This window comes from Sinorhizobium fredii NGR234, from assembly GCF_000018545.1.
In the GTDB taxonomy this organism is placed as follows: domain Bacteria; phylum Pseudomonadota; class Alphaproteobacteria; order Rhizobiales; family Rhizobiaceae; genus Sinorhizobium; species Sinorhizobium fredii_A.
Genome location: NC_000914.2, coordinates 266,780 through 293,684 on the forward strand (window position 1 = coordinate 266,780; position 26,905 = coordinate 293,684).

Genomic DNA, 26,905 nt, shown 5'->3' on the forward strand with positions numbered 1-26,905 from the left:
GCACCCCGGTGCTACCGCGCAGCTGCAAGGATTTCTACGAGACGCTGCGCACCGCCGTCCTTTGCGGTCAGGCCTGCGCCAAGGACATGGGCGCCATCGTTTTCCACGGCCTTTGGCAAGGGCTGGCGGTGCTGATCGCGCAGCCTCCCCCGCCGACGCATCGGCGGCTGGAATCACGGCCTACGGCTTCGGTCGCAGTGCACGATCGCCAGCTCGTGCACATGCTCGCCAACATGGTGCTGGCAGCAGAGACCCGAGGGAACCATGTCTACTGACATCGCCATAAAGGTTGACGCCGACCATCTGCGGCGTGATGCATTCCTCTACGTGCGTCAGTCCTCGCTTCGTCAGGTGTTCGAGAACACCGAGAGCACCAAGCGGCAATACGCCCTGCGCGATCGCGCCGTGGCGCTGGGCTGGCCGATCGAACGTGTCCACGTCATCGATAGCGACCTCGGCCTCTCCGGCGCGCAGTCGCAGGACCGCGACGGCTTCCAGCACCTGGTGAGCGAAGTGGCGATGGGACATGCAGGGATCGTGCTGGGGCTGGAAGTGTCGCGCCTGGCACGCAACAATGCCGACTGGCACCGTCTCCTTGAGCTGGCCGCCTTGTCGCGCACGCTCATCATGGACGAGGACGGCGTCTATGATCCGGCCTATTTCAACGACCGCATGCTGCTCGGCCTGAAGGGCACGATGAGCGAGGCCGAACTGCACATCCTGAAGTCGCGGCTGCAAGGCGGCATTCTCAACAAGGCGCGCCGCGGCGAACTCGAGATGCCGCTGCCGATCGGGTTGGTCTACACCCCTGACGCGCGGGTCGTGCTCGATCCCGACCGACAGATCCAGGACACGGTGCGGCTCCTGTTCGATACTTTCCGCCAGACCGGCTCGGCCTGCGCCGTCGTGCGCCGCCTGCGGGGCGAGAAGATCCTCTTTCCGCGGCGTATCCGTCGCGGCATCGGCAAGGGCGACGTCCTGTGGAACGAGATCGACCATTCCCGCGTGCTCCAGATCTTGCACAACCCGCGCTATGCCGGCGCCTTCGCCTATGGACGCACGCGCACCGCCTACAATGCCAAGCTGAAGCCCGTGCAACTGCGCGTGGCGAGATCCGACTGGCAGGTACTGATTCCCGACGCCCACGACGGCTACATTTCCTGGGCCGAATACGAACGCAATCAGGCAGCCCTGGAACAGAACGCCACCGGTTTTTCACCCGGCCTGCGTGGACGCATGCCCCGCCAGGGCAGCGGCCTGTTGCAGGGACGGCTGCTGTGCGGCCGCTGCGGTGCACGCATGCGGGTCCATTACGAGCCGTTCGAGGGGCGGCTGCGCCCATATTACGTCTGCAACGAAGCCGTCGTGCGACACGCCGGCAAACACTGCCAATGGGTGCGCGGTGCTCCGGTCGACGAGGCGGTGAGCGCGCTACTGCTGGAGGTAATGGCGCCGGCAGCGATCGATGTCGCGCTTGCCGTGCAGCAGGAGATCACCCAGCGCGTGGAGCAGGCCGCGGCGCTGCGCGGCACGCAGCTGCAACGCGCCCGCTATGAGGCTGAACTGGCCCGCCGGCGCTACCTGAAGGTCGATCCGGACAACCGCCTGGTCGCCGACGCGCTGGAAGCCGACTGGAACGCACGGCTGCGCGACCTCGACGCACTCCAGCGCGAGCACGAGCGCCAGAACGAGGCCGACCACTCGCTGCTGGACGAGCCAGCGCAGCAGCGCATCAGGGCGCTGACCGCCGATTTCCCGCGCATCTGGAACGACGAGCGCACCGGTGCCGTCGAACGCAAGCGCATGCTCGGCCTTCTCATCGAAGACGTGACGCTGCTCGTCGACGATGAGGTCAACATCAACATCCGTTGGCGCGGCGGGCGCACGCAGAGCCTGTCGGTGGCCAGACCTCGGCCTATGTCGGTGATACGCAAGACGCCGGCACAGGTCGTGGCGTTGATCAACGAGCTGCTGGAGGCCACCAACGACCGGCAGATCGCCGCTCGTCTCAACGAACTCGGGCATCGCAACTGGCGCGGCGAACCCTTCACGCCGAAGAAGGTCATGCTCGTGCGCCGCACCTATGGTTTGAAGAGCCGGTACGAACGGCTGCGCGAGGGCGGCATGCTCACCGGCGAGGAAGTAGCCCAGCAGCTCGGCGTATGCGAATCGACCGTTCACCAACTCGGGCGCAAAGGCACTCTCAAGCGTCATCGATACGCCAGCAACCATCGATACTTGTACGAACCGCCGGGCAACGTCAGACTCGAAAAAGGCGCCGGCAGTCGATATGGTGGCCGTCAACCCAGATTAATTGTCGCTCAACCACTCCAACAAGGTGCATCGTGATGTCCGCTCCTTGTCGCGCGGCCGGCGCGGTCGCGTCGGAAGAACAGCGCTTCCGTAATGCGCTGCCATGCCGGCATAGGTGCGATTGACCTGCGGATCAAAATGGCAGGCCTTGATGACGGCGACCTTGGCGTTATCGGGAACCAGCAGCGCCGGCGCACCACCAAAGGCCTCAAGCGCCAGCAGGTGGCATTCAATCCAGTCGGGAAGTGTTTCACTCCAGCGAGCATGGGCGAATGACAGCCTCGATGCCCCGAGCACTGCCACGAACAGGTGCGCTTGCCGCGTCTTTCCCGACAATCTGTCGATGACCACTGTGACCGTGTCGCCGGCATAGTCGACGAACAGCTTTTCGCCAGCCGCATGGTCCTGGCGCATCGTCACCGGCAGCTTCAGTGCCCAGGCGCGATACAAATCGCAGTAGCGGCTGTAGCGATATCCATCGGGATGAAGGCCGATATACTCGTCCCAGAGGATCTGCAGCGTCACATGCTTGCGTTTCAGCTCGCGATGAACATGCGCTCAATCCGGTTCAACGCTGCGACGATGACCGGTCTTCGTGCCGGCAGCTTTATAGAGAGCCGCTTCCAACACCGCATCGCTGACATCGTCGCCCAACGGCCAGGAAAGGCCGGCACGCTCCAAACGGCGCAACGTCTCGCGCACGGTCGAGGGGGCCGCTCCAACGCGCACCGCAATCGACTTGTGGCCAAGGCCTTCCTCAAATCTGTATCTCAGAACCTCGCGGACACGCCGCATCTTTAGTCTCTCCGCTGGCATCCCGTTCCTTCCCCTCTGACACTGAAAGGAGGAACGTCTCATACCAACGAGCGCCGTTTCTGACTCTCATGGGATTCCCAAGGTGTCGCGAATCTGAATCCATGCTGCAAACAGGAGGTTTGCGATGGGTTCGGCGGTTTTGTTGCGTGATGATTTCGACGGAGCTGCTCTTCGACAGCTCGCACGGCAGACGAAGGATGCCAATCAGGCCCGGCGGTTGCTGGCTCTTGCCGCGATCTATGACGGCGGCCCGCGCTCGGATGCGGCACGGATCGGCAGCGTGACGCTGCAGATTGTGCGGGATTGGGTCCTGCGTTTCAACGCGCGCGGCCCCGATGGACTGGTGAATGGCAAAGCGCCTGGCGGCCGAGCGAAGTTGAATGCCGCTCAGCGCCAGGCTCTTGCAAAGGTCGTCGAGAGCGGCCCGATCCCGGCGATCCACGGTGTTGTCCGTTGGCGGCGCAAGGACCTGGTTCAGTGGATATTCCAGGAATTCCGCATCTCGATGGACGAGACGACGGTCGGCCGCGAGTTGAAGGCGCTCGGCTTTGCCAAGCTGTCGGCTCGCCCACGCCACTACGCTCAGAACGAGCTGGAAGTAGACGCTTTTAAAAAGACTTCCCCGCCGCTCTGGCGGAAATCCGAAGCCGGCTCCCGCAAGGCACGGACATCGAACTCTGGTGGGCCGACGAAGCGCGCATAGGCCAGAAGAACAAGATCACGCGCCGATGGGCGCGTCGTGGCACCAGACCATCCGCGCCCTTGGATCAGCGCACCATGTTGAGGTGGACGGCTCCCAACGGCATCGAATGTGCCAGAATGAGTTCGTTGAAGTTCTCAATCGAGGGAAACCGTCCGTGGAACAGATTATCCGAATTGGTATGGATACGTCAAAGAGCGTCTTCCAATTGCATGGTGTGAATGCGGTTGAGCAGCCAATCCTTCGTAAGAAGCTGTCGCGCCGGGAAATGGTGAAGTTCTTCGAGAAAACACCGCCGACCATTATCGCACTTGAAGCGTGCGGTGGGTCACATCACTGGGCACGGCTGTTAAGTTCGTTCGGCCATGAAGTAAAGTTGATAGCACCGCAACTGGCCAAGCCGTATGTGAAACGGGGCAAGAACGATGCCGCGGATGCGGAAGCATTGTGTGAGGCAATGAGCCGCCCGACCATGCGCTTCGTGCCAATGAAAACGGCTGATCAGCAGGCGGCGTTAATGCTGGTCGGTATGCGAGAGAGACTCATCCGCAATCGGACACAGCTCGCCAATGCCATTCGCGGTTTTGCCATGGAATTTGGCATCGTTGCGGCCAAAGGCATGTGCCGCATCGAAGCGCTATTGGAGCGCATTGCCGCTGACCCGTCCCTACCGGAACTGGCGCAGGATCTCTTCGCGCTGCATGGACAGGAATACCGCGAGCTAGCTTGCCAGATCAAAACGCTCGATGAAAAGTTGATGAAGTTGCATCGTGCTGATGAATGCAGCAAACGCCTGGCCGAGATCCCGGGTGTCGGCCCGATAGGCGCCTCCCTTCTCTTGATGAAGACACCGGATCCTCGAATGTTTAAATCGGGCCGCGACTTTGCAGCATGGATCGGTCTGACGCCGAAGGACCATTCAACTGCCGGAAAGGTCAGGCTTGGTGTCATTACCCGGGCTGGCGACGAAATGTTGCGGAGCATCTTGGTGGTTGGCGCGACATCTCTTCTACAGCAAGTCAGAACAGGCCGCAGCAGGCACGCCTCTGCATGGCTTATGGGGCTGCTGCAGCGGAAAAGGCCAAAGTTGGTTGCCGTAGCGCTCGCCAACAAGCTGGCGCGGATTGCGTGGAAGCTTATGACGAGCGGCGAGTCATATCGCCAGGCAGAAGGCCAAGCGCAGACATCATAAAAGTTCAGCCACCACGGTGAGCAAAGACAAAATGCTACCGTGTGAGCTGATGCTGTGAACTTGCAAGCGAAGAGCAGATGATGCGATCGGACGATCCAAGACGCGTGAAACTCCGTTAGGCCCACTGACCGCTAAAGGTCGAGACCATGTTAGGAATACGCGTTGCGGAAATCATCTTGGCCAGTGGTCATGTGCGACCACACCAAAAGGCCGCACATATGGAAGCAAGCGATCCGGTCAAAAATATCTGCAGAAAACACTTGCAAGCGGGAGCCGTCCACATATGTGGGCCTACATCTTCGGGGCCGTCTGCCCGCGGAAGGGAAAGGGCGCGGGCCTGGTCCTGCCCTATTGCGATACCGAGGCCATGCAGGAGCACCTCGCCGAGATCGGCCGGAGCGTCGATGACGGCGCCCATGCGGTGCTCATCCTCGATCAGGCCGGATGGCACGTGACGCCGAAACTGAAGGTGCCGGACAACATCACCTTGATGTTCCTGCCGCCGCGCTCACCGGAACTCAACCCAGTCGAAAACGTCTGGCAGTTCATGCGCGACAACTGGCTCTCCAACCGTATCTTCAAGGACTACGACGACATCGTCACCCATTGCTGCGCCGCATGGAACAAGCTCGTCGACCAGCCGTGGAAGATCATGTCCATCGGACTCCGCGAATGGGCGCATCGGTCATGATCACCGCTCGTTGGTATCACCAGCAGGACACCCCGACAAACGACCCCTTTCAGGGGGCGGCATCATCTCGGAATCAGGGGGCGACTAATTCTCGGAATTGGGGGGCGGAATGATTTCGGAATGCGGGGGCGGCTTGCCTCGGAATCCGCACAGATGGTTCTGGGAGGCGGATAGGCACTCGGTGACTGTGAGGGTGCCCGTGATCATCGAGAGCAGCCAAAAGCCGAATGCGACCAGCGAGCGTCGCCTCGAACTTTGCGTATCTAAAGTCACGCGGGTTTTTCGACCGGATGGCCGTTTGCTCGGCCGTGGTTCAAGTTCCGAGCAGCGGCCTGCTTACGCGACGAGAATGATCTCGGTGAAACCAACGCGTCAAAAAGAAAAACTCTCGGCAAAAATCAACCGGCTCCCTGTCGGCCTTCCTTCTGACCGAAATATCTGCAAATTGCGCGGACGGATCTAAGTGACGGAAGATGCAGGAGAAGAACATTGAACCAACCGCGGTTAGCCAGCGGGCAACGGAATCTTGAGCTGACAAGCCGGGTTGTCTCGGCCTACCTGAGCCGCAATATCGTTCCTGCCGCCGATCTGGCCAGTCTTATTCAGCAGACGTATCTCTCGCTATGCAGCACCTCTCAGGCAGACAAGGCTGAGGAGGCTGCCGTCGAAGAACAGCGGCCCGCCGTCCCGATCAAGAAGTCAGTGACCGCAGACTTCATCATATGCCTGGAGGACGGTAAAAAATTCAAATCGCTGAAGCGACACCTGATGGCTAAGTACGGCCTCACGCCGCAGCAATATCGAGAGAAATGGGGTCTCCCGGCTGATTACCCCATGGTTGCTTCAAGCTATGCTCAAAAGCGTTCCGAGCTTGCGCGCGCTTTGGGTCTGGGAAAGAAACGGACGGCACCTGAGCTAGGGTCAGGACTCGTTAATCACAGCCAGAAGATGACAGAAGCTGCGATGCAGATTGCAGAGAAGAAGGTGTGGGCACATCGGTCATAGCGTGTTGCGATGCGCCTCCAATCCTTGAGCTTGGCGAAAAGGTTCTCGACCTTGTGTCTGCGACGATAGAGGTCTTTGTCGTAGACGTACGGTTTCTTCCGGCTTTTAGAGGACGGGATGCAGGGCTCGATGCCCCTTGCGAGGAGCTCTTCTCGGAACCAGGTGCTGTCGTAGCCCTTATCGGCGATGAGGCAATCGGCTTTAGGCAACGCGTTGAGCACGATCCGGGCGCCCTTGTGGTCGCTCATCTGGCCTTCAGAGAGCAACATGATGATCGGCCGGCCGTCCTCGTCGCAGACGGCATGGAGCTTCGAGTTCAGTCCGCCCTTGGTGCGCCCGATACGACGGGGAACATCCCCTTTTTTAGAAGGCTTGCCGCAGTGCGGTGGGCCTTCAGATGTGTTGCGTCGATCATGATGCGCTCAGGTTGGGGGCCTTCGCCGGCGAAAGCGGCGAAAATCCTGTCAAACACACCGAGCCGGGCTCCAGCGAATGAAGCGGTTGTAGAGCGTCTTATGTGGCCCATACTGCGAAGGTGCATCCTTCCACTGCAGACCATTGCGGATCACATAGACGATACCACTGACGACGCGCTGATCATCGACACGCGCAACCCCATGAGAAAGCGGAAAATGCGGAGAGATGCGAGCCATTTGGCGCTCGCTTAGCAGAAACAAATCACCCATCAGGACCTCCTTCAATGGAGACTCTGAATCACATCCCAAACGAAATTAATAGGTCCTGACCCTAGATCCTGGCGCTCGCAAGACGGTCAGTCTGAAATTCGGTTGATACCCTCGAAACAACAGTCGCATCGCGTGCGAGGTGCGCACGGTAATTCCGTGTATTCGGGTGCGGTTCGGAGGCAGCGAGAGCCGATTTCGGGTTTGGACACCGGGTCCGGTGGAATCTCAATCCCGTGCCGACGATCCAAATGCGGCCAGGCGGCTATGGCGATAACGCCGCAGCCGGTCGCCGGACTTCATTAATGGCACGATGATGATCTTTGATTGAAGGAGCCCTAACCACATCGATCTGATGATGCCGTCAGATCATTGAGAAAATCCCGGCACCAGCGCGAAACGTCGTGTTCCAGCAATTGATCCATCATCGTCGTCCAGCGTTCCTGCCGCTCTTCCAGCGGCATGCTGAGCGAGCGCGCCATGGCGTTGGCGGTGCCCTCTATGTCGTAGGGATTGACAAGAAGTGCTCCCTGTAGCTCGCGGGCAGCGCCCGCGAAGCGCGAAAGAACAAGCACGCCCGGATCGTCCGGATCCTGCGCGGCAACATATTCCTTTGCGACGAGGTTCTTGCCGTCTCGAAGCGGCGTCACGAGGCCGACTTTGCCAAGCCGGTAAAGCCCTGCAAGAACGCGGCGGCCCACCGAGCGGTTGATGTAGCGCATAGGCACCCAATCGACGGCGCCGAGCGCGCCGTTCACCCTGCCGGCCTGTTCGGCAACAGTGCGTTGCATGGCTTCATATTCCGGCACTTCGGAGCGCGACTTTGGCGTGATTTGCAGATAGGTGACACGCCCCCGCTGTGCCGGATTGGCCAGGATGAAGCGCTCAAACGCTTCGATGCGCTGCGTCAGTCCCTTGGAATAATCGAGGCGATCGACACCGATGATGAGGCTGCGGCGCTCGATGCTTTCACGCGCCTTTTTGACCGTGCTGTTGGTCGATGCCTTTTTGGCGAATTCGGCGAAGGCCGCAGTCTCGATGCCGATTGCATAGACGCCGCCTTTGAATATGCGGCCATAGGCACTCAAGCGGCCTCCGCCAAGTGCGTCGCCGATGCCTTCCCGCCTGAGGCAGCTGGCGAAGTTCTCAAGGTCATGATCGGTCTGAAAGCCGACGACGTCGTAGTGCGACAGGCCGCGCATGATCTCCTCGTGAACGGGCATCGTGAAGAGTACGTCTGCAGGCGGCCAGGGAATGTGGAGGAAGAAGCCGATGCGGTTCTCCAGGCCCATCTGACGCAGTTCCGCGGCGAGAGGAATCAAGGGGTAGTCGTGCACCCAAATGACGTCATCGGGTTTGACAAGCGGCGCCAGGCGATGGGCGAAGAAGCGGTTGACGCGGAAATACCCGGCCATTTCCTTGCGACCGTATTCGGCGAGATCAAGGCGGTAGTGGCAAATCGGCCAGAGAACGCGGTTGGCGAAGCCGTGGTAGTATTCCTCTACGTCGGTATCGGTCAGATCCGTCAGTGCATAGGTAATATTGCCCTGCTGCAGTTGCGCAAGCGGCGCCGGCTCGTCCTCGCCACTCGACTTTCCCGACCAGCCCATCCATATGCCGCCGCCCTGCTCTTCGAGGGCGACTTTCAGCGCGACCGCCAGCCCACCGGCCGGCGCAATGCCACCCTTGTCCGGAACAGGTACGCGATTGGAAACAATGACGAGACGGCTCATGCCGAATTCCTTTCATGCAAGAAAATATGTCAGGTGCTCAAATATTCAGGAGGGCCAATGCGGCGATGATGCCGCGCAGGGCCTCGGCAGAAGGGATGGAGCCGAGCGCTTCGCTCGCAGGCACAGGCGGTCCGATGCGGATCGAAAGGCCGCCGAGCCGGTTGACCGTGCGAAACATCGCTTCGTCGGTCACATCGTCGCCGATCGCGATCGCGCGTCTGCCGGCAAAGGGCGGCTGGCCGAGAAATGCCGCAACTGCATCGCCCTTGTTGGCTCTGGCTGGACGGATTTCGACGACCATCTTGCCGTGCTGGATTGCCCAGTCTGGTCCGGCTCGATACAACGCCCACTCCATCAGCTGTTCAAGTTCGAGTTGTCTATCCGGCGCAAGCCGATAATGGGCAGCGACCGCCGCCCCCTTGTCCTCGATCAGAACGCCCGCCCAGCTGGCAGTAGCGGCGACCAGCTCGGCCTTCAGTCGCTCAAAATCCGCCGTCTCTGCGGCTTTGTGCACACGGCCATCCGGGTCGCGGCGCTCGGCACCATGAAGGCCCGCAATGGGAAAATTGGCCGGCGAAAAAAGCTGGTCGGCATAATCAAGGCCGCGACCGGTCACGAGTGCCAAAGCGCCGCCGAGTTTTTTCGACAAGTGATCGAGACTTGCAGGCAGCGAAGGCGGAACGGCTACGGCGTCCGGCGTTTCGGCCAGGTCAAGCAAAGTACCATCGATATCGAGGAACAGAGCCCAATTGTCCAGATCCGTCGAGAGAGCGGAGAGGAAGTCCTCTCCTAAGGCGGCCTCCGAGGCGCTGAGAAGCTGCGTCTGGCATGACATGACGCCATGTCTATACCAGATGCCCGTTACCGGCCACCCCTGCCATCCATTTAAAGTCAGATGGCGAGTTGAGAGGCGCAGCACTTCCTTTGGACAGTCAAAAGCAGATGCTTTCGCTGACACCTTGAGATCGCTGTTGAGCCACGGCTCGGAGGGCCGTTCCACACCATCAAACTCGGAACACCTAGCCTGCTTTAGCGTTACCTTACCATAAAAATGCGATCCTCCGCATAATTTGCTCGTACCTGATCAAGGATGAGCTGCCGAGGGCCGTGCTGGGGATCGAGTGAAATGTCACTGGTTCGCAACGGCAGAGCTCGGCTGGCGCTAGCCCTGCCTCGTCACAGAGATCTGCTGCGGCACATCAGGAGCCGCGAATTGAATTGGATGGCCTGTTTGAAGCCTACGCCGTCGCGGCCGAGGCTATTGAACGTCACCGGAGAGAGACTCCGTACCTGGAGGAAGGGGTACTCAAATACGAAGCCCTTTGCCTAGACATTCAAGCCGAGGTCTTAGCACTTCTTGCGAGGCTAAAGCCGGACAGCGACTGACGGTGTTGCCACCTCGCTACTTCCCCGCCGCCGCTTCAATTACCCCCGAACAGTGCTGTCGCTCCCCCCTCTGTGAAAGTCGGCGAGAGGCTTCTTTTCGCTTTAGTGAAGGCCTGCACGTCCGAGCTTGTGTTGAGCTTAGGCGCCCCACTACCTCGCGACCCCAATAACCGGTCTGGGCGCTCCGGCTGCGGTCGTTCGGCGGCGGCGCTGCAGTCGCTGAACAAGCTACCTGGAGTTATTTGGCGCCCTCGCCTAGGATCTTTCTCTTGGCTGCAACGGGAGACCGTACACTCGCATTTTGTTGTATAGGGTCTTTCGAGATATCCCGAGATATCGGGCGGCTTCACCGCGGCGAAACCGATGGCGCTGAAGCGCATCCAGGATCCATTCCCGCTCTTCCCCCGGATGCGGATGCGGCGCGTCCGCGTTCGCGTCACCGAGCGGCGGCAGATGCTCGGACTTGATCCAGTCGCCTTCGCAGCGGATGGCGGCCGTTTCGAGCACGGATCTGAGCTCGCGAATATTTTCTGGCCAGCCATAGGTCATCAGAACTCGATAGGCCGAGTGGTCCACCGACAGCTTCCGGCTACGACGATCCTTTCGGAGCGCTTGTAGGAAGTGTTCAGCTAGGAGTGGAAGATCTTCGAGGCGATCGCATAGAGGGGGAAGAAAGACGTGACCCGGCGCGAGACGCGACTCAAGAGCAGGTATCAGCTGCCCGCTCGAGCCCAACTCAGGAAGCGGCCGCGTCGATGCCAGGATCAGGCGGCCTTCGAACCGCCCTCTCTCGTTGTCGCCCAGGCGCCGATAAGCGCCTGTCTCGATGACTTCTATCAGACGTTCCTGAGCGTCGACGCACAGGCATTCGACGCTCTCGATCAGCAGGGTTGCTTTGGGATGGTATTGGAGTAGCCCAAGCACCTTCCTGCCGCCCTCGCTCGGGGCGAAGCCAAAAAGCGATTCCCCACTTGCGTCTTCTGAGCTGATGAGCTTGCTGCCGGAACGTCTGGCAGCTTCATGAATACCCCGTGCCAGAAGTTTTTTGCCGGTTCCGGCTTGTCCGGTAATCATGACCGGGAGACTAGAAGCGGCAAGCTTTTCGATACGTTGCTTGATTTGCTGGATCGAAGGTGACCGACCAACGATCGAGTATTCGCGCTGCACATGCTCGAGCTGGCGCTCCAGTTCATCAATTCGCTTTTGCAAGGTGCCGACGGATTTGAAAGCCGATGTAATCTGCTCCATCGAGGCTTCGAGAGGCACCCGATCGATGGTGGAGCCGCCGATGTATCCGTCTGCCTTGGACAGTGCGGATACCTCGTACATTTGGTCGGGGCTGACGATGGGGCCGCCCTCGAGGACACAAAGAGTATCCTCCGAGATGGCCCGTATCTGACGGAAAATGATCTTCGCATACTCAGCCGCTTGCCTCAGGCTGAGCTCTGTGCGGCTTCCGACAGTCCCTCCGACGTTCCAGCCGAGATTGAGATTTATGATGTCCACGCCGGCGGTCGCGGCCTGCTGAGCCTCGGCCACAGTTCGAACATAGGCGAGAGTCGCCATATTTCTTTTCTGAGCGGCCCGAAGCATTTCAAGCTCACGCTGGAACCCCAGCCCTGCTCCCTCGATATCGGCTCGAAACCGTCCATCGAGAAAAATGGAGGTGGGGAAGTTTACAATTGCGCCAAAACCAGCATCCGCAATTCTTTCCAGTTCAGCTTCTATCGAACACCGGGGATCGAAAGCACTGGCGCCGAAAAAGACTGGAACTTTAACGAAAGGCAGAATCTCTGATTGAGCGAAATCCAGGACAAAGTCGTTGCTCTTGCGCAATGCGAGCAGGGAAAAGATAGAAGGGGCGCCCATGCTACGCAAACGTCCCGCATTCAGGGCAAGGATAAAGTCTGCGCCGCCCCGCGAGGCTGCCTGGGCGGCCATTCCCGTGCCGATCGCAGCACCAACGAGAGTCGTGTTTGGCTTGCCAAGCGCGGCCCTGAGTGTCGCGATAATCTCCGCTCTCGCGTGGAGGGGAGCGGAGAATTCGGGACGATGAACCCCAGGATGAACGATCGGATCAGCCATTGTGAGGCTAACCTACATCTTATCGTTACTCGATCGAAGCCCCCACTCGGTAGGACTGGAGGAATTCCTGCACTTTCACCGGTTGACCCAGCCGGACGCTTTCGATCGCTGAGAATACGAGCGCAACAGACTGCAGATTTTCCCAAACGTTGGTTGCCATCGGCGGGCCGCTGTCGAGCCATTGACAAAATTGCTCGATCAACAGGGCATTCTGCCACTTCCTGCCGGGTAGCAGCGACACTTGCTGACCTTTTCCTTGCCGGCTCGCTTGTCGAAGCCGCATCGGGTAACGGTGAAATACCTCGATCTCACGATGGTCGAGGATAGCCGTGCCGCTTTCCCCCTCCACCCGAACATATTCGAAAGCCCAATCGTTAAGACCCGTGGCTTGTGCCGAAGACCCTTCATAGACCCCATGAGCGCCGTTCGCAAAGTCCATCAAGACTATGGCATCTGTGTCGCCTTTGTAATCTGCCCATTCCGGCTTCCACGTGCGGGCATAGATCGACGTGCAGGGTGCGCCGGCGAGATCGGCCATGATATCCAAGTGATGGACAGCGCCCTCGATAAGCATCGGATGCATCATTTCGTGGCGAAAGCGCCCCCAGGAATCATAGAGGCGGAAGTCTCCGGCAAACCGACACGATACCGTATTGACACGGCCGATGGCGTCGGCACCGACGAGCGCCCTCAGCGTCGACTTGTCCTGATCGAACCGGTGGCTCATCGTCACGCCCATGTTTAAGCCGGACTTCCTCACTTTCTCAGCGATACGGACGGAGGCCTCCATGGTGTCGGCGATCGGCTTCTCGGACAGGATGTGCATGCCGCGCGCAAGGGCGAGGTCGACGATCCCCTCGTGCAGAGCTGGCGGAATGACGATGGTGCAAAAGTCGGCATCCACCATCTGGAAGGCTTGTGCGGCCGCGGTGAAACACTGTTCGGCCTTCAAGCCGAGATGCTTGCGGCCGATATCGAGCGCTTTGGCATCGATGTCCACGAGGCCGACCACCTCGATCGTCCCGTCCGCCACGTTCTGCGGCAGGAACGTGTCGCACCAACGCTCTCCGAAACCGCCGGCGCCGATATGCAGGACCTTATACGTCATTGATGTTCACCTCCAGGTAGGCAGGACTTGGCGCACGCGACGGATCAAACCCGCTCGGGACGGACATCGGCAGGCCCATGCGTGTGCTCCCAAAGATGACCAAAGCGCTTCCTGCCTTCGAGCGTCGTCTCGAAATATGCGCCCTTCACGTCGGACCACACTTCGGAAAGATCATGATGGTGCCCCATGCCGATGGCGACGCAATCGCCGACCTCAACCTCGAAGCTGCGTGAGCCGACGACGACCGTCCCCGCCCCCTCGATAATTACCCAGTATTCGTCGCAGTCGTGATAATGCGAATCGAAGTTCGTCGACTTGGGATAATTAACCGGATCCCCCCTGACCGGAACCGGGGTGTCGGGGCCGAGCTTGAACACCCCGCATCCGCCGAGTTCGTTGCCCCATCTGCCATAAAAAACGAGCACTTGTGCGGCCCCTTCTCCGGCATCCGCGGTGAAGGGACCATTGGCCCCATCCATGTCGAGGAACTGGCCTTCACTCAGAACCTGCGCTCCCTCGGCGCTCCTCACGCAGCACGATCCGCTCGTGACGAGCAGACGTTGCTTTTCGGCGGCAAGCGGAATCGGCAAGGGTTGATCGGTCAAGTCAACGAACTCGAAGTCGGTGAGTTCGCACCAACCCGGCGGCTGGTCTCCACTTCGAAAGATGGTCATCTGCTTGCTTTCCCTTCTCACGGTCAGGCCGGCTTGCGACGGATCGCTTTGAAGGCGAGCGTCTGCGACTTGATCGCCTCTTCGGTCGGCAGCCGCTCCATGCTGCTGGCGCCATAGAAACCGTGGCAACCGGGGCAGGCGCCGAGAATGAAGCGCGCGTCCTCAGGATTGGCAATCGGGCCGCCATGGCAAAGGATGATGATGTCGTCGCGAATTTCCCGCGCCGCCTTGATGCACTGGTTGATGAGGGCGACGCAGTCCTCCATCGTTTTGCCTGATTGCGCGCCAATCGCTCCACCGGTCGTCAGCCCCATATGGCAGACGAGAATATCGGCACCGGCCTTCGCCATCGCCACGGCATCATCCGGGCCGAACACGTAAGGCGTCGTCAGGAGATCGAGGTTGTGCGCCTCAGCGATCATCGCGACCTCTTGGGCATAGCTCATGCCGGTCTCTTCGAGGTTCTGACGGAAAAGCCCGTCGATAAGACCAACCGTCGGGAAGTTCTGCACGCCGGCAAAGCCAATCTCCTTCAGTTCGCGCAGGAAGGTCGGCATGACGACGAACGGATCCGTGCCGTTGACACCGGCAAGCACCGGCGTGTGCTTGACGACCGGCAGAACCTCGCTCGCCATGTCGACGACGATCTGGTTGGCGTTGCCGTAGGCGAGAAGCCCGGCGAGCGAGCCGCGGCCGGCCATCCGATAGCGGCCGGAATTGTAGATCACGATCAGATCGATATCGCCGGCTTCCTCGCTCTTGGCCGAAAGGCCCGTGCCGGCGCCGCCGCCGATGATCGGCTCGCCGGCGCGGATCTTACTATGGAAACGGTCGATCAACTCAGAACGAGTGGGACGCTTGACAAGAGTATCAGTGCTCACGAAGGGCCTCTTTGAAGTTGGTGACAAGGAGTTCCGCAAATTGCGGATCATTGATGTGAAGGGGAACGCGGATGAGTTGCCGCTTGGTCGTCCGGCGAAGGGTGCGCTCGAGCGCTGCGAAGAGCGCGCTATCTGCTTCAGGATCGTGGAAGGGCTGACCGGGCGCATCGATCGCCGAGACACCGAGCTCCGGGATCAGGAAGCGGACCGTCCCCTCACAGAGGTTCAGCCGTTCCGCGATCCATTCGCCAATCCTGTTGCACTCCTCAGGGGTCGTGCGCATCAGCGTGACCTGGGGATTGTGGACATGCAGACGGCGCGAGCGAAATCGGCTGGGCACTGTGTCCATCGCCCCGAAATTGACCATGTCGAGCGCACCGCAGGAGCCGACATAGGGCAGTCTGGTCCGGGCGAAGGCACCGAAGCGATCGGCCGTACAGGGGAAGACGCCGCCGACCAGATAGTCGCAGACCTCCGTCGTGGAGACATCAATCCCGCCGACAAGCAGGGCGGAATCGGCGAGCTTCTCGAAGGACTGGCCGCCGGTTCCGGTGGCATGAAACACCAAGCAGTCGAAGTCTGCCTCCAACGCACGGGTGACCGCCTGGACGCAAGGGGTCGTGACACCGAACATCGTCAGGCCGATGGCCGGCCTCTCGTCCTTGGCGGCGCTAACCTTGTTGAGGACCATGCCGGCTACGGAATGGGCGGCGTTGGCGAGGACCACCCGAGAGATGCGGTTAAGCCCGGAGACGTCCGTGACCGAGTACATCATGCTGATATCGGTCGGCCCGACATAGGGGGCGACATTGCCTGAGGCGACGGTGGAAACGAGCACCTTCGGGGTGCCGATCGGCAGCGCCCGCAGGGCAGGAGCGATCAGCGCCGTACCGCCGGTACCGCCGGCACCAATGATGCCGTCGACGTCCGGTCGTGACCGGATAAATTCCACCAGGGCTTGCGCCATGGCGGCGACAGCCTTGCCGCGGTCCTTGAGATCCTCGGGCTTCGGCGGGTTCGGATGGAAGCGCGCGACCTCCGACGGCTGAACGTCGACATCCGCAGCTTGGCTGTGGAACTCCGAGACGGAAACGTCGACCAGGACAGCGTCACACCCTGCTTGCCGGATAAGATCGCGGAGATAGCGCAGTTCGCCGCCCTTGGTATCGCAGGTCCCGACCACATAAACTGTATTCATCTTTCTCCTCCCGGCCCTTCCTCAGCGGGCTTTCCTCGCCTCAAAGAAACGGTAGTGGCGCGCCACAGCAAATCAATTGGCTGAGGCCGCCGATTTGGGTAGAATTGGGTAAACGTTTCTCGGGTACACAATGCACTCTCCCTCAACACTTCCCTCCATTCCGATCGTGACGGATCTCGCCGCCCTTCCCGGCGATCATCTACAATCCGTGACGCTTTGTTGCCCGTCCTGCGAGGGATTGGGTGGCAGCGCCTATGACAGCCTGGTGCTGCTCCCGATCCATGACGCCAACGAACGTCTCTTGTCCGAGCTCCGGAAGGGCGTTTTGAGCGAGAGCCAGGTTTTTGCGGGCGTGTTCGCCCTTGATCCTTTCCGCCGCCACGTCGACATCCTCAAAGCCCTCGAGACCGCCGGCTGCCACAGAGTGGTCAACTTTCCGAGCGTGACAGCGATCGACGGAGAAATGCGCGCCAGCCTCGAGGACTTCGGCTACGGCGTGACCGCCGAGATGAATCTCTTGCGGACCGCGATCGCCAAGGGCTTCAGCACGCTCGCCGTCGTCGACAGTTTCGGCATGGCGCAGGAAGCCGTCGCGATCGGCGTCAGCGGACTGATCGCGGCACGGCATGCCAACGACGCCATGCTCGCCGAGTTCTCGGAGCTTGCGCATGAGACCTCCCTCGGGCTGTTTCGACTTCCAGACGCGGTCGGCGGGACGTGAGCGGGCAATCAGCCCGCGATCCGTGCGCCGGTGTTCGGGTCGAAGAGGTGGGCGCAGCCCTTCCTTGGTGTTAGCCAGATTTTTTCGCCCGGCCGCACGTCGACCCGGTCCCTCAGGACAGCGACGACTTCGCGCCCTCCGACCGTGACATAGAGCTGTGTTTCGGAACCCGTCGGCTCGACGACCACGACCTCTGCAGGAATACCGGTCTCGCCGAGCTGCAGGTGCTCCGGACGAATGCCATAGGTCACCTCCGAGCGTCCGGTAAGCGTCGGACCACCATCGATTGGCAGCGCCACGCCTTCCGGCGTCTTCAGAAGAGGGCCGTTCGTCGCAGCGACCGTCGCCGGCAGGAAGTTCATCGACGGCGATCCGATAAAGCCAGCGACGAAGATATTGGCCGGGCGGTCGTAAAGTTCGAGCGGCGTGCCCATCTGCTCCACCCGTCCCTCGTTCATGACTACGATCTTGTCAGCCATGGTCATGGCTTCTATTTGGTCGTGCGTCACGTAGACGGTAGTTATCTTCAGCCTTTGGTGAAGCGCCTTGATCTCGGCCCGCATCTGCACCCTTAGCTTGGCATCGAGATTGGACAGCGGCTCGTCGAACAGGAAGACCTGCGGGTCGCGCACGATCGCACGGCCCATGGCGACGCGCTGTCGCTGGCCACCGGAAAGCGCGCGCGGATAACGATCCAGCAACTTGCCGAGCCCGAGGATCGCCGCCGCCTTGTCGACGCGTTCATCGATCTCGGCCCGCGGGCGTTTGCGCAGTTTCAGCGCAAAGCCCATGTTTTCCGCGACTGTCATGTGCGGGTATAGCGCATAGTTCTGGAAGACGATCGCCATGTCCCGCTCCTTGGCGGGGCGATCATTGATTACGTCGGCTCCCATCAGGAGGTCGCCGCCGGAGATCTCCTCCAGTCCCGCCAGCATGCGCAGAAGCGTGGACTTGCCGCAGCCAGACGGTCCGACCAGCACGACAAACTCCCCGTCCTCGATCCTGAACGAAAGCTGAGGGATGACGGTCAGAGCGCCATAGCGCTTGGTGACATTGCGGATAGTTACATCAGTCATATTCTGCTCGGCCTTTCTGCGAAGAATTGTACCAACCATGCCTGTCACTTGACGGAGCCCATGGTCAGGCCTTGCACCAGGTAGCGCTGCATTATGAAGGCGAAGGCGATGACCGGCGTCGACACCAGGAACGCCGCAGCACCGACAGCGTCCCACTGCACGCCGTACTGGGTTCTAAAGCCGAGCATCGCCAAAGGTGCCGTCGGGCTAACGGAGGTGGTCAGGATGAGAGCAAATAGAAATTCGTTCCACACCGCGATGAACACGAACACGGCGGTCGCCAGCATCCCGCCAAGCACCAGCGGCATCATGATCTTTGTGAAGACCTGCCATTCGCTGCAACCGTCCGAAATCGCCGCCTCGCGGAGCGTCGGATGCACCTCCATGAAGAAGCTGCGCATCAGCCAGATCGCGAAGGGAATGTTGACGGCCACATTGATGATGATCAGCGCCTGATAGGTATCGAGCTGGTGGAGGCGCGTCGCCAGCAGGTAGACCGGCACGCCGATCGCAATGCCGGGAATGATGCGGGCGACCAGGATCGCCACCAGGAGAGTACCGCCCCGCTTGGTGACATGCGCAAGCGCGTAAGCCGCCGGCGCGGAGACTGCGATCACCAGCACGACGCTGACAATCGTCACCACCGCACTGTTGATGATGTATTTCTGAAACCCGGTCACCTCGAACAGGTGCTTGAAGCCGGCGAGCGTCGGCTCGAAGATGAAGCGTGGCGGCATCGAGATCGTGTCGACGCCATGACGAAAGCCGGTCAGCACCATCCAGGTGTATGGAAACAGATAGACGAAGGCGAGCACGCACCAGAAGAGGGTCCAGAGCAGCTTGCGGGTGGTGCGGCTGGTGTTGGATGAAATAGCCATGCCTCACCTCCCCTAGTGGCGGTTGACGCTTGCGCCGCGGAACAGGCGCCAGATCAGGGGCGCGCTGATCGCGAGAACGAAGACGACATAGATCCACGAGATCGCCGTGGTTCTGCCGATATCGAAGACCTTGAAACCGGTGTTGTAGGCGTAGACGCTGAGCGTCGTCGTGACATTGCCCGGCCCACCGAGCGTCAACAGGAAGATCTTGTCGAAGTCGGCCATGACGCCGATAATGCGAAATGCCGCGGCAATCATGATATAGGGGACGAGATGCGGCAGCGTCAGGTAGCGGAAGACCTGGAGCGCATTGGCGCCGTCCGCCTGCGCGGCGCTCACCGTGTCGCGGTCGAGGGACTGCAGCCCCGCCAGAATGATCAGCGTGAAGAACGGCGTCGACTGCCACACGTCCACGATGATGACGGAGGCGAGCGCCACGGTGAGGCTCAGCCACGGTACCGGCTCGAAGCCGAGGGTTCCAAGCAGATAGTTGAAGACGCCGGAATCCTGCTCATAGAGCAGCTTCCAGAAGATGCCGACGACCGCCGGGGTGATCACCATCGGGATCAGCATCAGCGAGCGAAAGAGGCCGCGGCCGAAGAATTCTAGGTTCAAAAGCACGGCGAAGAGGATGCCGAGCGCGCATTCCAGCGAGACCGCGACCACGGCATAGATCAGCGTCACGCGGATCGCCGCCCAGAACTCGCTGCTCCTCAAGACATCGGTATAATTGAGAAGGCCGATGAAGTCCTGATCGCTGCCGGGAACGACGAGAGACCAGCCAGTGAGGCTGTAGTAGAACGAGTAGACCAGCGGGACGCCGAGCACCAGCAACATGATTGCCGCAGCAGGCATCGTGAACCACACCACAGTGCTGATGCGGATGCGGCGACGCCGGCGAACCGCCACTGCGCCCCGTGGAACTGTTTGAGAGATTGTCATCAGGTAAACTACTTGCAGATTTGCCGTTGTAAAGGGGGGGCAGACGGGGAGGAACGCCTGCCCCCCACGGAGCGCGACCTCAGGTTTTGAGATAGCCGCGGCGCCGCATGAAAGACTCAACCTTGCCCTGAAGATCGCTGGCCGCCTGTTCCGGCGTCTTGATCTTCGCCACCGCCGCATTCACCTCATCATAGATCATGATGTGGACCTGCTCCGCTTCCTTGATCGGCGGATATTCGGCGACGTCGCCCTGCAGACCGGCAAGCACAGCCGGTCGGTTCGGAGCCTGCTTGATCAACTCCGGATCCTTTAGCGCCGAGATGCGTGCCGGAGCCCCGCCAATAAGACCCATGCGGCGAACGATGTCGGGAGATGTGAGCCATGCCACGTAAAGCTTGGCGGCATCCTTTGACCGAGAGGCATCGTTGACGCCCATCGACCAGCCACCCAACAGTGAAGCTTGCGGCATCGGCGACCACCCGATTTTGTCGTGGACCTGGGACCTCTTCGGGTTGAGCAGATCGCCGAAAGCTCCGGGCCACATCATCGACTGCCCCGACTGACCGGTCGACAGGCTGTTGAACATCTCCGGGAAATCCCAGGCAAGATTGCCGGGAGGGCTGACCGCCGCCAGCTTCTCGACCAGGAATTTCATCGTCTTGACGCCGGCTTCGCTGGCAAAGGTCGGGGCGCCGGACGCATCGAAATATTCGCCGCCCATCGACTTGAACACCATGATCCAGGTCACGGTCGTTTGAATGCCCTTGCCCGCCGGCATGGCGTAGCCGAATTGGCCGTTGCTGACGAGCTTGGCGCCGCGCTCGACGACTTCGTCCCAGGTCTTCGGTGCGGCGTCAGGATCCAACCCCGCGGCCTTGTAGGCCTCCTTGTTCCAGACGAACAGCGTCACATCGCCGAGTGTCGGCAGACCGATGAGCTTGTTGTTGGCACGGCCGTAGATTTCGAGTGCTCGTTGCGGATAGTCGTCAAGCGCGAGATCTGGCGCACCCTGAATTTCCTTCGGAATATTCGCAAGATCGGCGCAATACGGCTCGATCTCGAATTTCCACTGATAGGCGAAGTTGAAGACGTCGAAAGACGCCGCACCGCTGGTTAGATCGAGGATCAGCTTCTGGTACTGCTCGTTATAGGACAGGTTGACGTATTCGACGGCGATGCCGGTCGCCTCGGTGAAGTCTCGGCTGACCGTAGCCATCGCTTCGAAGGCAGCACCGGTCGAGGCCAGCGCTCGGATCTTCTGCCCCGAATAGGTTTTCGGGAGCGAGGCGGCAGCATCTTGCGCGAATGCGCGGGTGAGGCTGGAGCCGAGGAACGGCAAAGCCGCCAGCCCAGCGGTGAATGTACGACGTTTCATATCTCCTCCTTGCTGAAGCATCTGCGGCCCCCTCGACCGCCTTCTCCTCTCGCTCCATGTATGATGGCTTACGGCACCCCCATGACGCATTCAACGCCGATGAGCCCTACGATTGAGTAATATTGGGTAACGGTCAGGCCCTTTGAGGAAGTTCAATCACCAAGGACAAGGCAGGCGGAGTAGAAGGCGAGCGTCTGAGATGCGCATTCATCCGCGAGAGCCGAACACTTATCGAGTGGGCGCGCGAAATGGGTTGCGCGGAATAGCAACGGGGAGCAACGGATCCGAACATAGGAGCGCTCGTGTGCGGCGTAGCTGGGAAAAACTTTTCGATCGTCAGCGTCTCTTCGATCTTGACGACATTGAAACGGCTGATCGATCATCCTTCGTAAAGGGCGCTTATCGCATCACTTTTCAGCGCCTTTTTGCTGGCGGATGAGGGCATGCGGGACGGAATAGAAGAAGCTCTTGCACTCGACATGGTAATCCGTCGAGACCCGCGCCAAGCGCCATTCGGCGAACTCGTAGTCTTCGGCGGGCAGGCTTGCGAGTGCCGGGCGTTCGACCGTCTCGAAGAGGTGCCGGCGGCTGACGCCGAGCCGGCGCATGACATGATCGTTGATGCGCGCGAGCGCCTCGGCGATCGCGGCATTAGCCTCGGCGAGCGAGAAGAAGGTCTGCTTGCGGAGGCGTCCGAGAATGCAGCTCTGGGCAAAGCGCACGGCGTTCTCGAGCTTCGCCTTCTTTCAAGTCCAGGACTGCAGTTCGTACTGACACTCAAGCCCGCATAGAGTTCGAGGTCACACACCCGTTCCATCCTTGGCGCGGACAGCGCTTCGTGCTGTCGACACGCAAACAGAACTGGGGCGAAGACCGCGTCATGTTTTACGACGCTCAAGGACGGTTGCGTTCGCTGCCGGCCTCGTGGACCGATGTTAATGAGGCCGACTTGTTCAGTCAGGTTGCTGCAGGTCGGTCCTTCTCCCGCCCAGACGATCTGTCGGCGCTGGCGTCGTTGATCGATCGCATTAAGCGCCGTCAGGAAGAGTGACGAAGCGTCAAGTAAACTACGCCGCACATGTAAGGCTAATTATGCCGGGCGTACGATGTCTTTGATCATCAAAGCAAGGAGTGAAGCCCTGTGATGCATGCGTATCGGCGATATTAGCGATATAATTTAATTGACGTGCGAGCCAAGTGCGGCATAATTTATCTTACACAAGGAGGCTCCCATGACCAAAGAAAGCAAGCCCGATCGCCTGCGCCAGATGGGCGCTCTGAACCCCAAGCCCGAGAGCGTCCGCGCCCCCTGGTTCCGGGAAGCAGGTTTCTTTGATCCGCTCGATCTCGTGCAAGTGAAGTATGAGATGCTTCGGCACGCCCGCGAAGACGGCACCAACAAAGCGGATGCGGCCGCGCTTTTTGGGCTTTCTCGGCAGACCTACTATCAAGCGGAGGCCGCGTTCGAGCGCGATGGCATGTCCGGCCTCTTGCCGCGCACCCGTGGGCCGAAGTCAGCCCACAAGCTTACTGGCGAGGTCATGCGTCTCGTCGAGGAGCATCTCGACGCGAACGGCCAACTGCAGGCCCGTTCTCTGGCGGACCTGGTGCATTCGAGACTGGGCATCAGCGTCCATCCTCGCAGCATCGAACGCGCGGTGGCGCGGAAAAAAAAACGATGAAGAGCCGACCCACGCAATCGCCATGTCAGAGAACGGCAAGGATGTTTACGAAGCGCTCCGCGCCGATGTTATTTGCGGCACGGCTTGCGCGAGGCGCATGGGCGCCATCGTCTTTCACGGACTGTGGCGCGGCCTGGCAGTGCTGATCGCACCACATCAATCCGCAATAGCGCGACAGCAGTCAGCGCCTCGGTTCAAGACAACTTCAATGGTCGCGCACGACCGCCAGCTCGTGCACATGCTCGCCAATATGGTGCTGGCAGCAGAGACAGGAAGCCATGTCTACTGATAATGCCATGAAGATTAGCGCCGATCACCTGCGGCGCGATGCATTTCTCTACGTCCGCCAATCCTCCCTTCGTCAGGTGTTCGAGAACACCGAGAGCACGAAGCGACAATATGCATTACGGGACCGCGCGGTGGCTCTGGGGTGGCCGATTGAGCGCGTCCACGTCATCGACAACGACCTCGGCCTTTCCGGCGCACAGTCGCAGGACCGCGATGGATTTCAGCGCTTGGTGACGGAGGTCGCGATGGGGCACGCAGGGATCGTGCTGGGGCTGGAGGTATCTCGCCTGGCTCGCAACAATGCTGACTGGCATCGCCTTCTGGAACTGGCCGCCATGTCGCGCACGCTCATCATGGACGAAGATGGCGTTTACGACGCCGCGTCGTTCAACGATCGTATGCTGCTCGGCCTGAAGGGCACGATGAGTGAGGCCGAACTCCACATCCTGAAGTCTCGACTGCAAGGCGGCATTCTCAACAAGGCGCGTCGTGGCGAGCTCGAGTTACCGTTGCCGATCGGACTGGTCTACACGCCTGATATGCGCGTGGTGCTCGATCCGGATCGCCAGATCCAGGACACGGTGCGCATGCTGTTCGATACCTTCCGGGAGGTGGGCTCAGCCTGTGCGGTCGTGCGCCGCCTGCGCAGCGAGAAGATCCTGTTTCCCCGTCGTATCCGTCGCGGCATCGGCAAGGGCGACGTCCTGTGGAGCCAGATCGACCATTCTCGCGTGATCCAGATTTTGCACAATCCACGATACGCTGGTGCTTTCGCATACGGACGCACACGCACGATCTACAATGCCAAGCTTAAGTCCGTACAGCAGAAGATGCCGAGGTCCGACTGGCAGGTGCTCATCCCTCAGGCCCATGAAGGCTACATCTCGTGGGACGAGTTCGAACGCAATCAAACAAGTCTCGAACAAAATGCAGTCGGTTTTTCTCCGGGCCTGCGGGGTCGTATGCCTCGTCAGGGCAACGGCTTATTGCAAGGAAGAGTTTTGTGCGGTCGCTGCGGCGCCCGCATGCGGGTCCATTATGAACAGTTCGAGGGCAAGCTTCGTCCCTATTACATCTGCAACGAGGCCGTCGTGCGCCACGCGGGCAAGGCTTGCCAATGGGCAAGAGGACCAGCGATCGATGAAGCGGTCAGCGCGTTGCTGCTCGAAGCAAATGGCACCGACGGCGATAGAGGTCGCGCTTGCGGTGCAGGAGGAGATCTCACAACGTGTCGAACAAGCTGCCTCGCTGCGCGACAAGCAGTTACAGCGCGCCCGGTATGAGGCTGAACTCGCACGCCGCCGCTATCTGAAGGTCGATCCCGACAACCGCTTGGTTGCCGACGCACTCGAAGCGGATTGGAATGGCAAGCTACGCGACCTCGATACGCTTCAGCGCGAACATGACCGTCAGAACGAGACAGACCAGTCATTGCTGGACGGCGCTATGCAGGAACGGATCCGAGCGCTGGCCGCAGATTTTCCGCGCATCTGGAACAACGAGCGCACCAGCGCGGTCGAGCGTAAACGCATGCTTGGCCTCCTCATCGAAGACGTGACACTGCTGGTCGACGAGCAGATCAACATTGCGGAGGTCGCACGCAAAGCCTGGCAGTAGCTCGTCCCCGGCCCATGGCCGTGATCCGCAAGACCCCGGAAGCGGTTGTGGCACTGATCAACAAACTTCTGGAGACCGACAACGACCAGCAGATTGCCAGTCGTCTCAACGCACTCGGGCATCGTAACTGGCGCGGTGAGGCTTTTACGTTGAAGAAAGTCATGCTCGTTCGCCGAGCCTATGGGCTGAAGACCCGGTTCGAACGGTTGCGCGAGAGTGGCATGCTAACTGGCGAGGAAGTGGCTCGTCGATTTGGCGTAAGTGCCACAACCGTACACCAACTCGGACGCGAGGGTGTTCTAAAGCGCCATCGCTACGCTACCAACCACCGCTACCTGTATGAGCCACCGGCTAACGTTAGACTCGCAAAAGGCGTAGGCGGTCGCTATGGTAGCCGCAAACCTAGGTTAATTGACGCTCAACAATTCCAACAAGGTGCATCGTGATGTCTGCTCCTTGGCCTGCGGGCGGCGCGGCCGGGCCGGTAGGACGCCGACGCCGTAGTGGGACGCCATCATGCCGTAGCTGCGGTTGATCTCGGGATCGTGGAAGTTGGCCCGGTTGACGCCGGACTTCAGGTTGTCCGGCACGATCAGCCGGGGCACGCCACCGAAGAAGGCGAACATGCGCACGTGCGAGCCGATCCAATCCGGGAGCGTCTGGGTCAAGGTCGCCTCGGCGAACGTATAGCTCGACGCGCCGAGCACGCCGACGAACAGTTCCGCCTCGCGAACCTCGCCGGTCTTGCGATCGACGATTGGCACCCCCTTGCCGGAATAGTCCACGAAGGCCTTGTCGCCAGCGGCGTGCTCCTGGCGCATCGTCGGCGACAAGCGCTGCTCGAAGCCGCGGAACAGTTCGCAGAAGCGGCTGTAGCAGTATCCGTCGGGATGGACGCTGCGATATTCCTCCCAGAGCATAAGAAGCGTCACGCCCGGCTTCTTCAGTTCGATGGAGAGCTCGGCCCAATCAGGCTCTTGGCGTCGCCGTTGGCCCTGCTTGACCCCGGCGCGGGCGAACAGCCGATGCTCGAGCGCCTCGTCGGTCAGTTCGCCAGGCAGTGGCCAGGTCAGGCCCGCCAACGCCGCCCGCTTCAGGTTATCCTGCACGGTGCTGCGCGCAACACCAAGCATCACCGCAATCTCGCGGCTGCTTTTCCGCTTCCGCCAAGCCGGAGCATTTGTCGTAATTGTCTCATGGTCAGCCTTCTCTTCGCCGGCATCAATATCTCCTCGTGTACCCGGAGGCTTGATGGCCAAAGTTGCTGACCCAGGGGGTATCGTTAGAGCCGAAAACCGGCCGGTAATTGATTGGAATCGTGGCCGGCTTCAAATCGGAACGGTGGCCGGATATTGATCGGAATGCGGCCGGCTTCACGTCGGAATCCGCACTTGAACCGATCAGGGAATTTATCGACGATCCGAGGGTGGTGGAAATCGCCGTCAACAAACCGGGCGATGTATATGTGGAACGGTTTGGCGCCGATTACATGGAGCATCATCTAATCGTCGCCCTGATGGGTGATGAAATCCAGAACGTCGGCGAGCGTGTTGCGGCCGCGACGAACCAGTTCATCAGCCGCTCGAAACCGATCCTCAGCGCCGCGCTTCCGACCGGCGAGCGTATCCAGATCGTCTTGCCGCCGCGCGGCACCCGAAGGTGGCTCGATCTCGATCCGCAAGCAGGTGGTCAATAACTTCACGCTCGAGGAGTATCGCGACAACGGTTCGCTCGTTAAGGTCTCTGTGGCCGTCGGCGGCCTCAAGCGACATCGATCGCGAGTTGATAGGGCATCTGCGCGCAAATCGGATAATGCTGTTCACCTGATCCCGTCGAGGGGCGACCAGGGGCGCAGCGGACG

At 60.3% G+C, this 26,905-nt stretch carries 21 protein-coding genes and 7 pseudogenes; 13 read left to right on the forward strand and 15 right to left on the reverse strand.

What is annotated here, in order from left to right; genetic code table 11:
- Positions 1-8: 8 nt before the first annotated feature.
- Together NGR_RS33425 and NGR_RS30895 are read left to right on the forward strand one after the other, a co-directional pair.
- Positions 9-275 (forward strand): transposase, encoded by a 267-nt coding sequence (locus NGR_RS33425; protein ID WP_010875069.1) that lies wholly within the window; start codon positions 9-11, stop codon positions 273-275.
- Positions 265-2,349 (forward strand): recombinase family protein, encoded by a 2,085-nt coding sequence (locus NGR_RS30895; protein WP_010875070.1) that lies wholly within the window; start codon positions 265-267, stop codon positions 2,347-2,349. The genes NGR_RS33425 and NGR_RS30895 overlap by 11 nt, the downstream gene beginning before the upstream one ends.
- Here NGR_RS30895 and istA (NGR_RS30900) read toward each other — a convergent pair.
- A pseudogene (istA, locus tag NGR_RS30900) lies at positions 2,323-3,108 on the reverse strand (IS21 family transposase); the annotation flags it as partial. The gene NGR_RS30895 and the pseudogene istA (NGR_RS30900) overlap by 27 nt on opposite strands.
- A 145-nt stretch (positions 3,109-3,253) precedes the next feature.
- Here istA (NGR_RS30900) and NGR_RS30905 point away from each other — a divergent pair.
- The 5 genes and pseudogenes from NGR_RS30905 to NGR_RS30925 all read left to right on the forward strand — a co-directional run.
- A pseudogene (locus NGR_RS30905) lies at positions 3,254-3,906 on the forward strand (IS630 family transposase); the annotation flags it as partial.
- Positions 3,907-3,986: 80 nt separating this feature from the next.
- Complete coding sequence (locus NGR_RS30910) at positions 3,987-5,021, forward strand: IS110-like element ISRsp4 family transposase (RefSeq protein ID WP_076611292.1); 1,035 nt, start codon at positions 3,987-3,989, stop codon at positions 5,019-5,021.
- Positions 5,022-5,145: 124 nt separating this feature from the next.
- On the forward strand, positions 5,146-5,712 hold the full coding sequence (locus NGR_RS30915; RefSeq protein WP_240545281.1) for an IS630 family transposase: 567 nt from the start codon (positions 5,146-5,148) through the stop codon (positions 5,710-5,712).
- A 199-nt stretch (positions 5,713-5,911) separates the two neighbouring features.
- Complete coding sequence (locus NGR_RS30920; protein ID WP_164924743.1) at positions 5,912-6,175, forward strand: hypothetical protein; 264 nt, start codon at positions 5,912-5,914, stop codon at positions 6,173-6,175.
- A 26-nt stretch (positions 6,176-6,201) separates the two neighbouring features.
- The gene (locus NGR_RS30925) at positions 6,202-6,717 is read left to right on the forward strand and encodes a MucR family transcriptional regulator (protein ID WP_010875235.1); all 516 of its coding nucleotides are present in this window, start codon (positions 6,202-6,204) and stop codon (positions 6,715-6,717) included.
- Here NGR_RS30925 and NGR_RS30930 read toward each other — a convergent pair.
- The 8 genes and pseudogenes from NGR_RS30930 to NGR_RS30965 all read right to left on the reverse strand — a co-directional run bounded on the left by NGR_RS30930 (position 6,648) and on the right by NGR_RS30965 (position 16,465).
- Positions 6,648-7,403 (reverse strand): annotated as a pseudogene (locus NGR_RS30930) (IS5 family transposase). The gene NGR_RS30925 and the pseudogene NGR_RS30930 sit on opposite strands and share 70 nt — an antisense overlap.
- Before the next feature lie 335 nt (positions 7,404-7,738).
- Entirely contained in the window at positions 7,739-9,133 is a 1,395-nt protein-coding gene (otsA, locus tag NGR_RS30935; protein ID WP_010875236.1) for an alpha,alpha-trehalose-phosphate synthase (UDP-forming), read from the reverse strand.
- Between the two features lie 37 nt (positions 9,134-9,170).
- Positions 9,171-9,968 carry a trehalose-phosphatase gene (gene otsB / locus NGR_RS30940; protein WP_010875237.1) on the reverse strand — a complete coding sequence of 266 codons (798 nt, stop codon included), beginning with the start codon at positions 9,966-9,968 and terminating at the stop codon, positions 9,171-9,173.
- Positions 9,969-10,774: 806 nt separating this feature from the next.
- Complete coding sequence (locus tag NGR_RS30945; protein WP_010875238.1) at positions 10,775-12,604, reverse strand: sigma-54-dependent Fis family transcriptional regulator; 1,830 nt, start codon at positions 12,602-12,604, stop codon at positions 10,775-10,777.
- A 25-nt stretch (positions 12,605-12,629) separates the two neighbouring features.
- Positions 12,630-13,712, reverse strand: a complete 1,083-nt coding sequence (locus NGR_RS30950) for a Gfo/Idh/MocA family protein (RefSeq protein ID WP_010875239.1) — start codon at positions 13,710-13,712, stop codon at positions 12,630-12,632.
- A 44-nt stretch (positions 13,713-13,756) separates the two neighbouring features.
- Entirely contained in the window at positions 13,757-14,386 is a 630-nt protein-coding gene (locus NGR_RS30955) for a cupin domain-containing protein (RefSeq protein WP_164924744.1), read from the reverse strand.
- A gap of 23 nt (positions 14,387-14,409) precedes the next feature.
- On the reverse strand, positions 14,410-15,267 hold the full coding sequence (locus NGR_RS30960) for a phosphoenolpyruvate hydrolase family protein (RefSeq protein WP_010875241.1): 858 nt from the start codon (positions 15,265-15,267) through the stop codon (positions 14,410-14,412).
- The gene (locus NGR_RS30965) at positions 15,257-16,465 is read right to left on the reverse strand and encodes a Tm-1-like ATP-binding domain-containing protein (RefSeq protein WP_010875242.1); all 1,209 of its coding nucleotides are present in this window, start codon (positions 16,463-16,465) and stop codon (positions 15,257-15,259) included. Before NGR_RS30965 ends, NGR_RS30960 begins: the two co-directional genes overlap by 11 nt.
- Before the next feature lie 130 nt (positions 16,466-16,595).
- Here NGR_RS30965 and NGR_RS30970 point away from each other — a divergent pair, with 130 nt between their 5' ends.
- Entirely contained in the window at positions 16,596-17,186 is a 591-nt protein-coding gene (locus NGR_RS30970) for a phosphoenolpyruvate hydrolase family protein (RefSeq protein WP_010875243.1), read from the forward strand.
- An 8-nt stretch (positions 17,187-17,194) separates the two neighbouring features.
- Here NGR_RS30970 and NGR_RS30975 read toward each other — a convergent pair whose 3' ends face one another.
- The 5 genes and pseudogenes from NGR_RS30975 to NGR_RS30995 form a co-directional block, all read right to left on the reverse strand.
- Positions 17,195-18,262, reverse strand: coding sequence for an ABC transporter ATP-binding protein (locus NGR_RS30975; RefSeq protein WP_164924745.1), 1,068 nt, complete (start codon positions 18,260-18,262; stop codon positions 17,195-17,197).
- 44 nt (positions 18,263-18,306) lie between these two features.
- Positions 18,307-19,140 carry a carbohydrate ABC transporter permease gene (locus NGR_RS30980; RefSeq protein WP_010875245.1) on the reverse strand — a complete coding sequence of 278 codons (834 nt, stop codon included), beginning with the start codon at positions 19,138-19,140 and terminating at the stop codon, positions 18,307-18,309.
- 12 nt (positions 19,141-19,152) lie between these two features.
- Entirely contained in the window at positions 19,153-19,995 is an 843-nt protein-coding gene (locus NGR_RS30985; RefSeq protein ID WP_240545229.1) for a carbohydrate ABC transporter permease, read from the reverse strand.
- A gap of 166 nt (positions 19,996-20,161) precedes the next feature.
- Positions 20,162-21,457: an extracellular solute-binding protein gene (locus tag NGR_RS30990; RefSeq protein ID WP_010875247.1), complete on the reverse strand. Its 1,296-nt coding sequence runs from the start codon at positions 21,455-21,457 to the stop codon at positions 20,162-20,164.
- 425 nt (positions 21,458-21,882) lie between these two features.
- Positions 21,883-22,200 (reverse strand): annotated as a pseudogene (locus tag NGR_RS30995) (Mu transposase domain-containing protein); the annotation flags it as partial.
- Between the two features lie 44 nt (positions 22,201-22,244).
- Here NGR_RS30995 and NGR_RS31000 point away from each other — a divergent pair.
- The 4 genes and pseudogenes from NGR_RS31000 (at position 22,245) to NGR_RS31010 (ending at position 25,490) form a co-directional block, all read left to right on the forward strand.
- The gene (locus NGR_RS31000) at positions 22,245-22,508 is read left to right on the forward strand and encodes a DUF5372 family protein (RefSeq protein WP_088198184.1); all 264 of its coding nucleotides are present in this window, start codon (positions 22,245-22,247) and stop codon (positions 22,506-22,508) included.
- 181 nt (positions 22,509-22,689) lie between these two features.
- The gene (locus NGR_RS33430) at positions 22,690-23,139 is read left to right on the forward strand and encodes a helix-turn-helix domain-containing protein (RefSeq protein WP_010875249.1); all 450 of its coding nucleotides are present in this window, start codon (positions 22,690-22,692) and stop codon (positions 23,137-23,139) included.
- 22 nt (positions 23,140-23,161) lie between these two features.
- Complete coding sequence (locus NGR_RS33435; RefSeq protein ID WP_010875250.1) at positions 23,162-23,428, forward strand: transposase; 267 nt, start codon at positions 23,162-23,164, stop codon at positions 23,426-23,428.
- Positions 23,418-25,490: pseudogene (locus NGR_RS31010) on the forward strand (recombinase family protein). Before NGR_RS33435 ends, NGR_RS31010 begins: the two are co-directional and overlap by 11 nt.
- A 9-nt stretch (positions 25,491-25,499) precedes the next feature.
- On the opposite strand, the pseudogene istA (NGR_RS31015) reads toward NGR_RS31010, so the two are convergent.
- Positions 25,500-26,266: pseudogene (gene istA, locus NGR_RS31015) on the reverse strand (IS21 family transposase); the annotation flags it as partial.
- 129 nt (positions 26,267-26,395) lie between these two features.
- Between istA (NGR_RS31015) and NGR_RS31020 the strand changes: the two are divergent.
- Positions 26,396-26,865 (forward strand): annotated as a pseudogene (locus tag NGR_RS31020) (ATPase, T2SS/T4P/T4SS family); the annotation flags it as partial.
- Between the last annotated feature and the right edge of the window lie 40 nt (positions 26,866-26,905).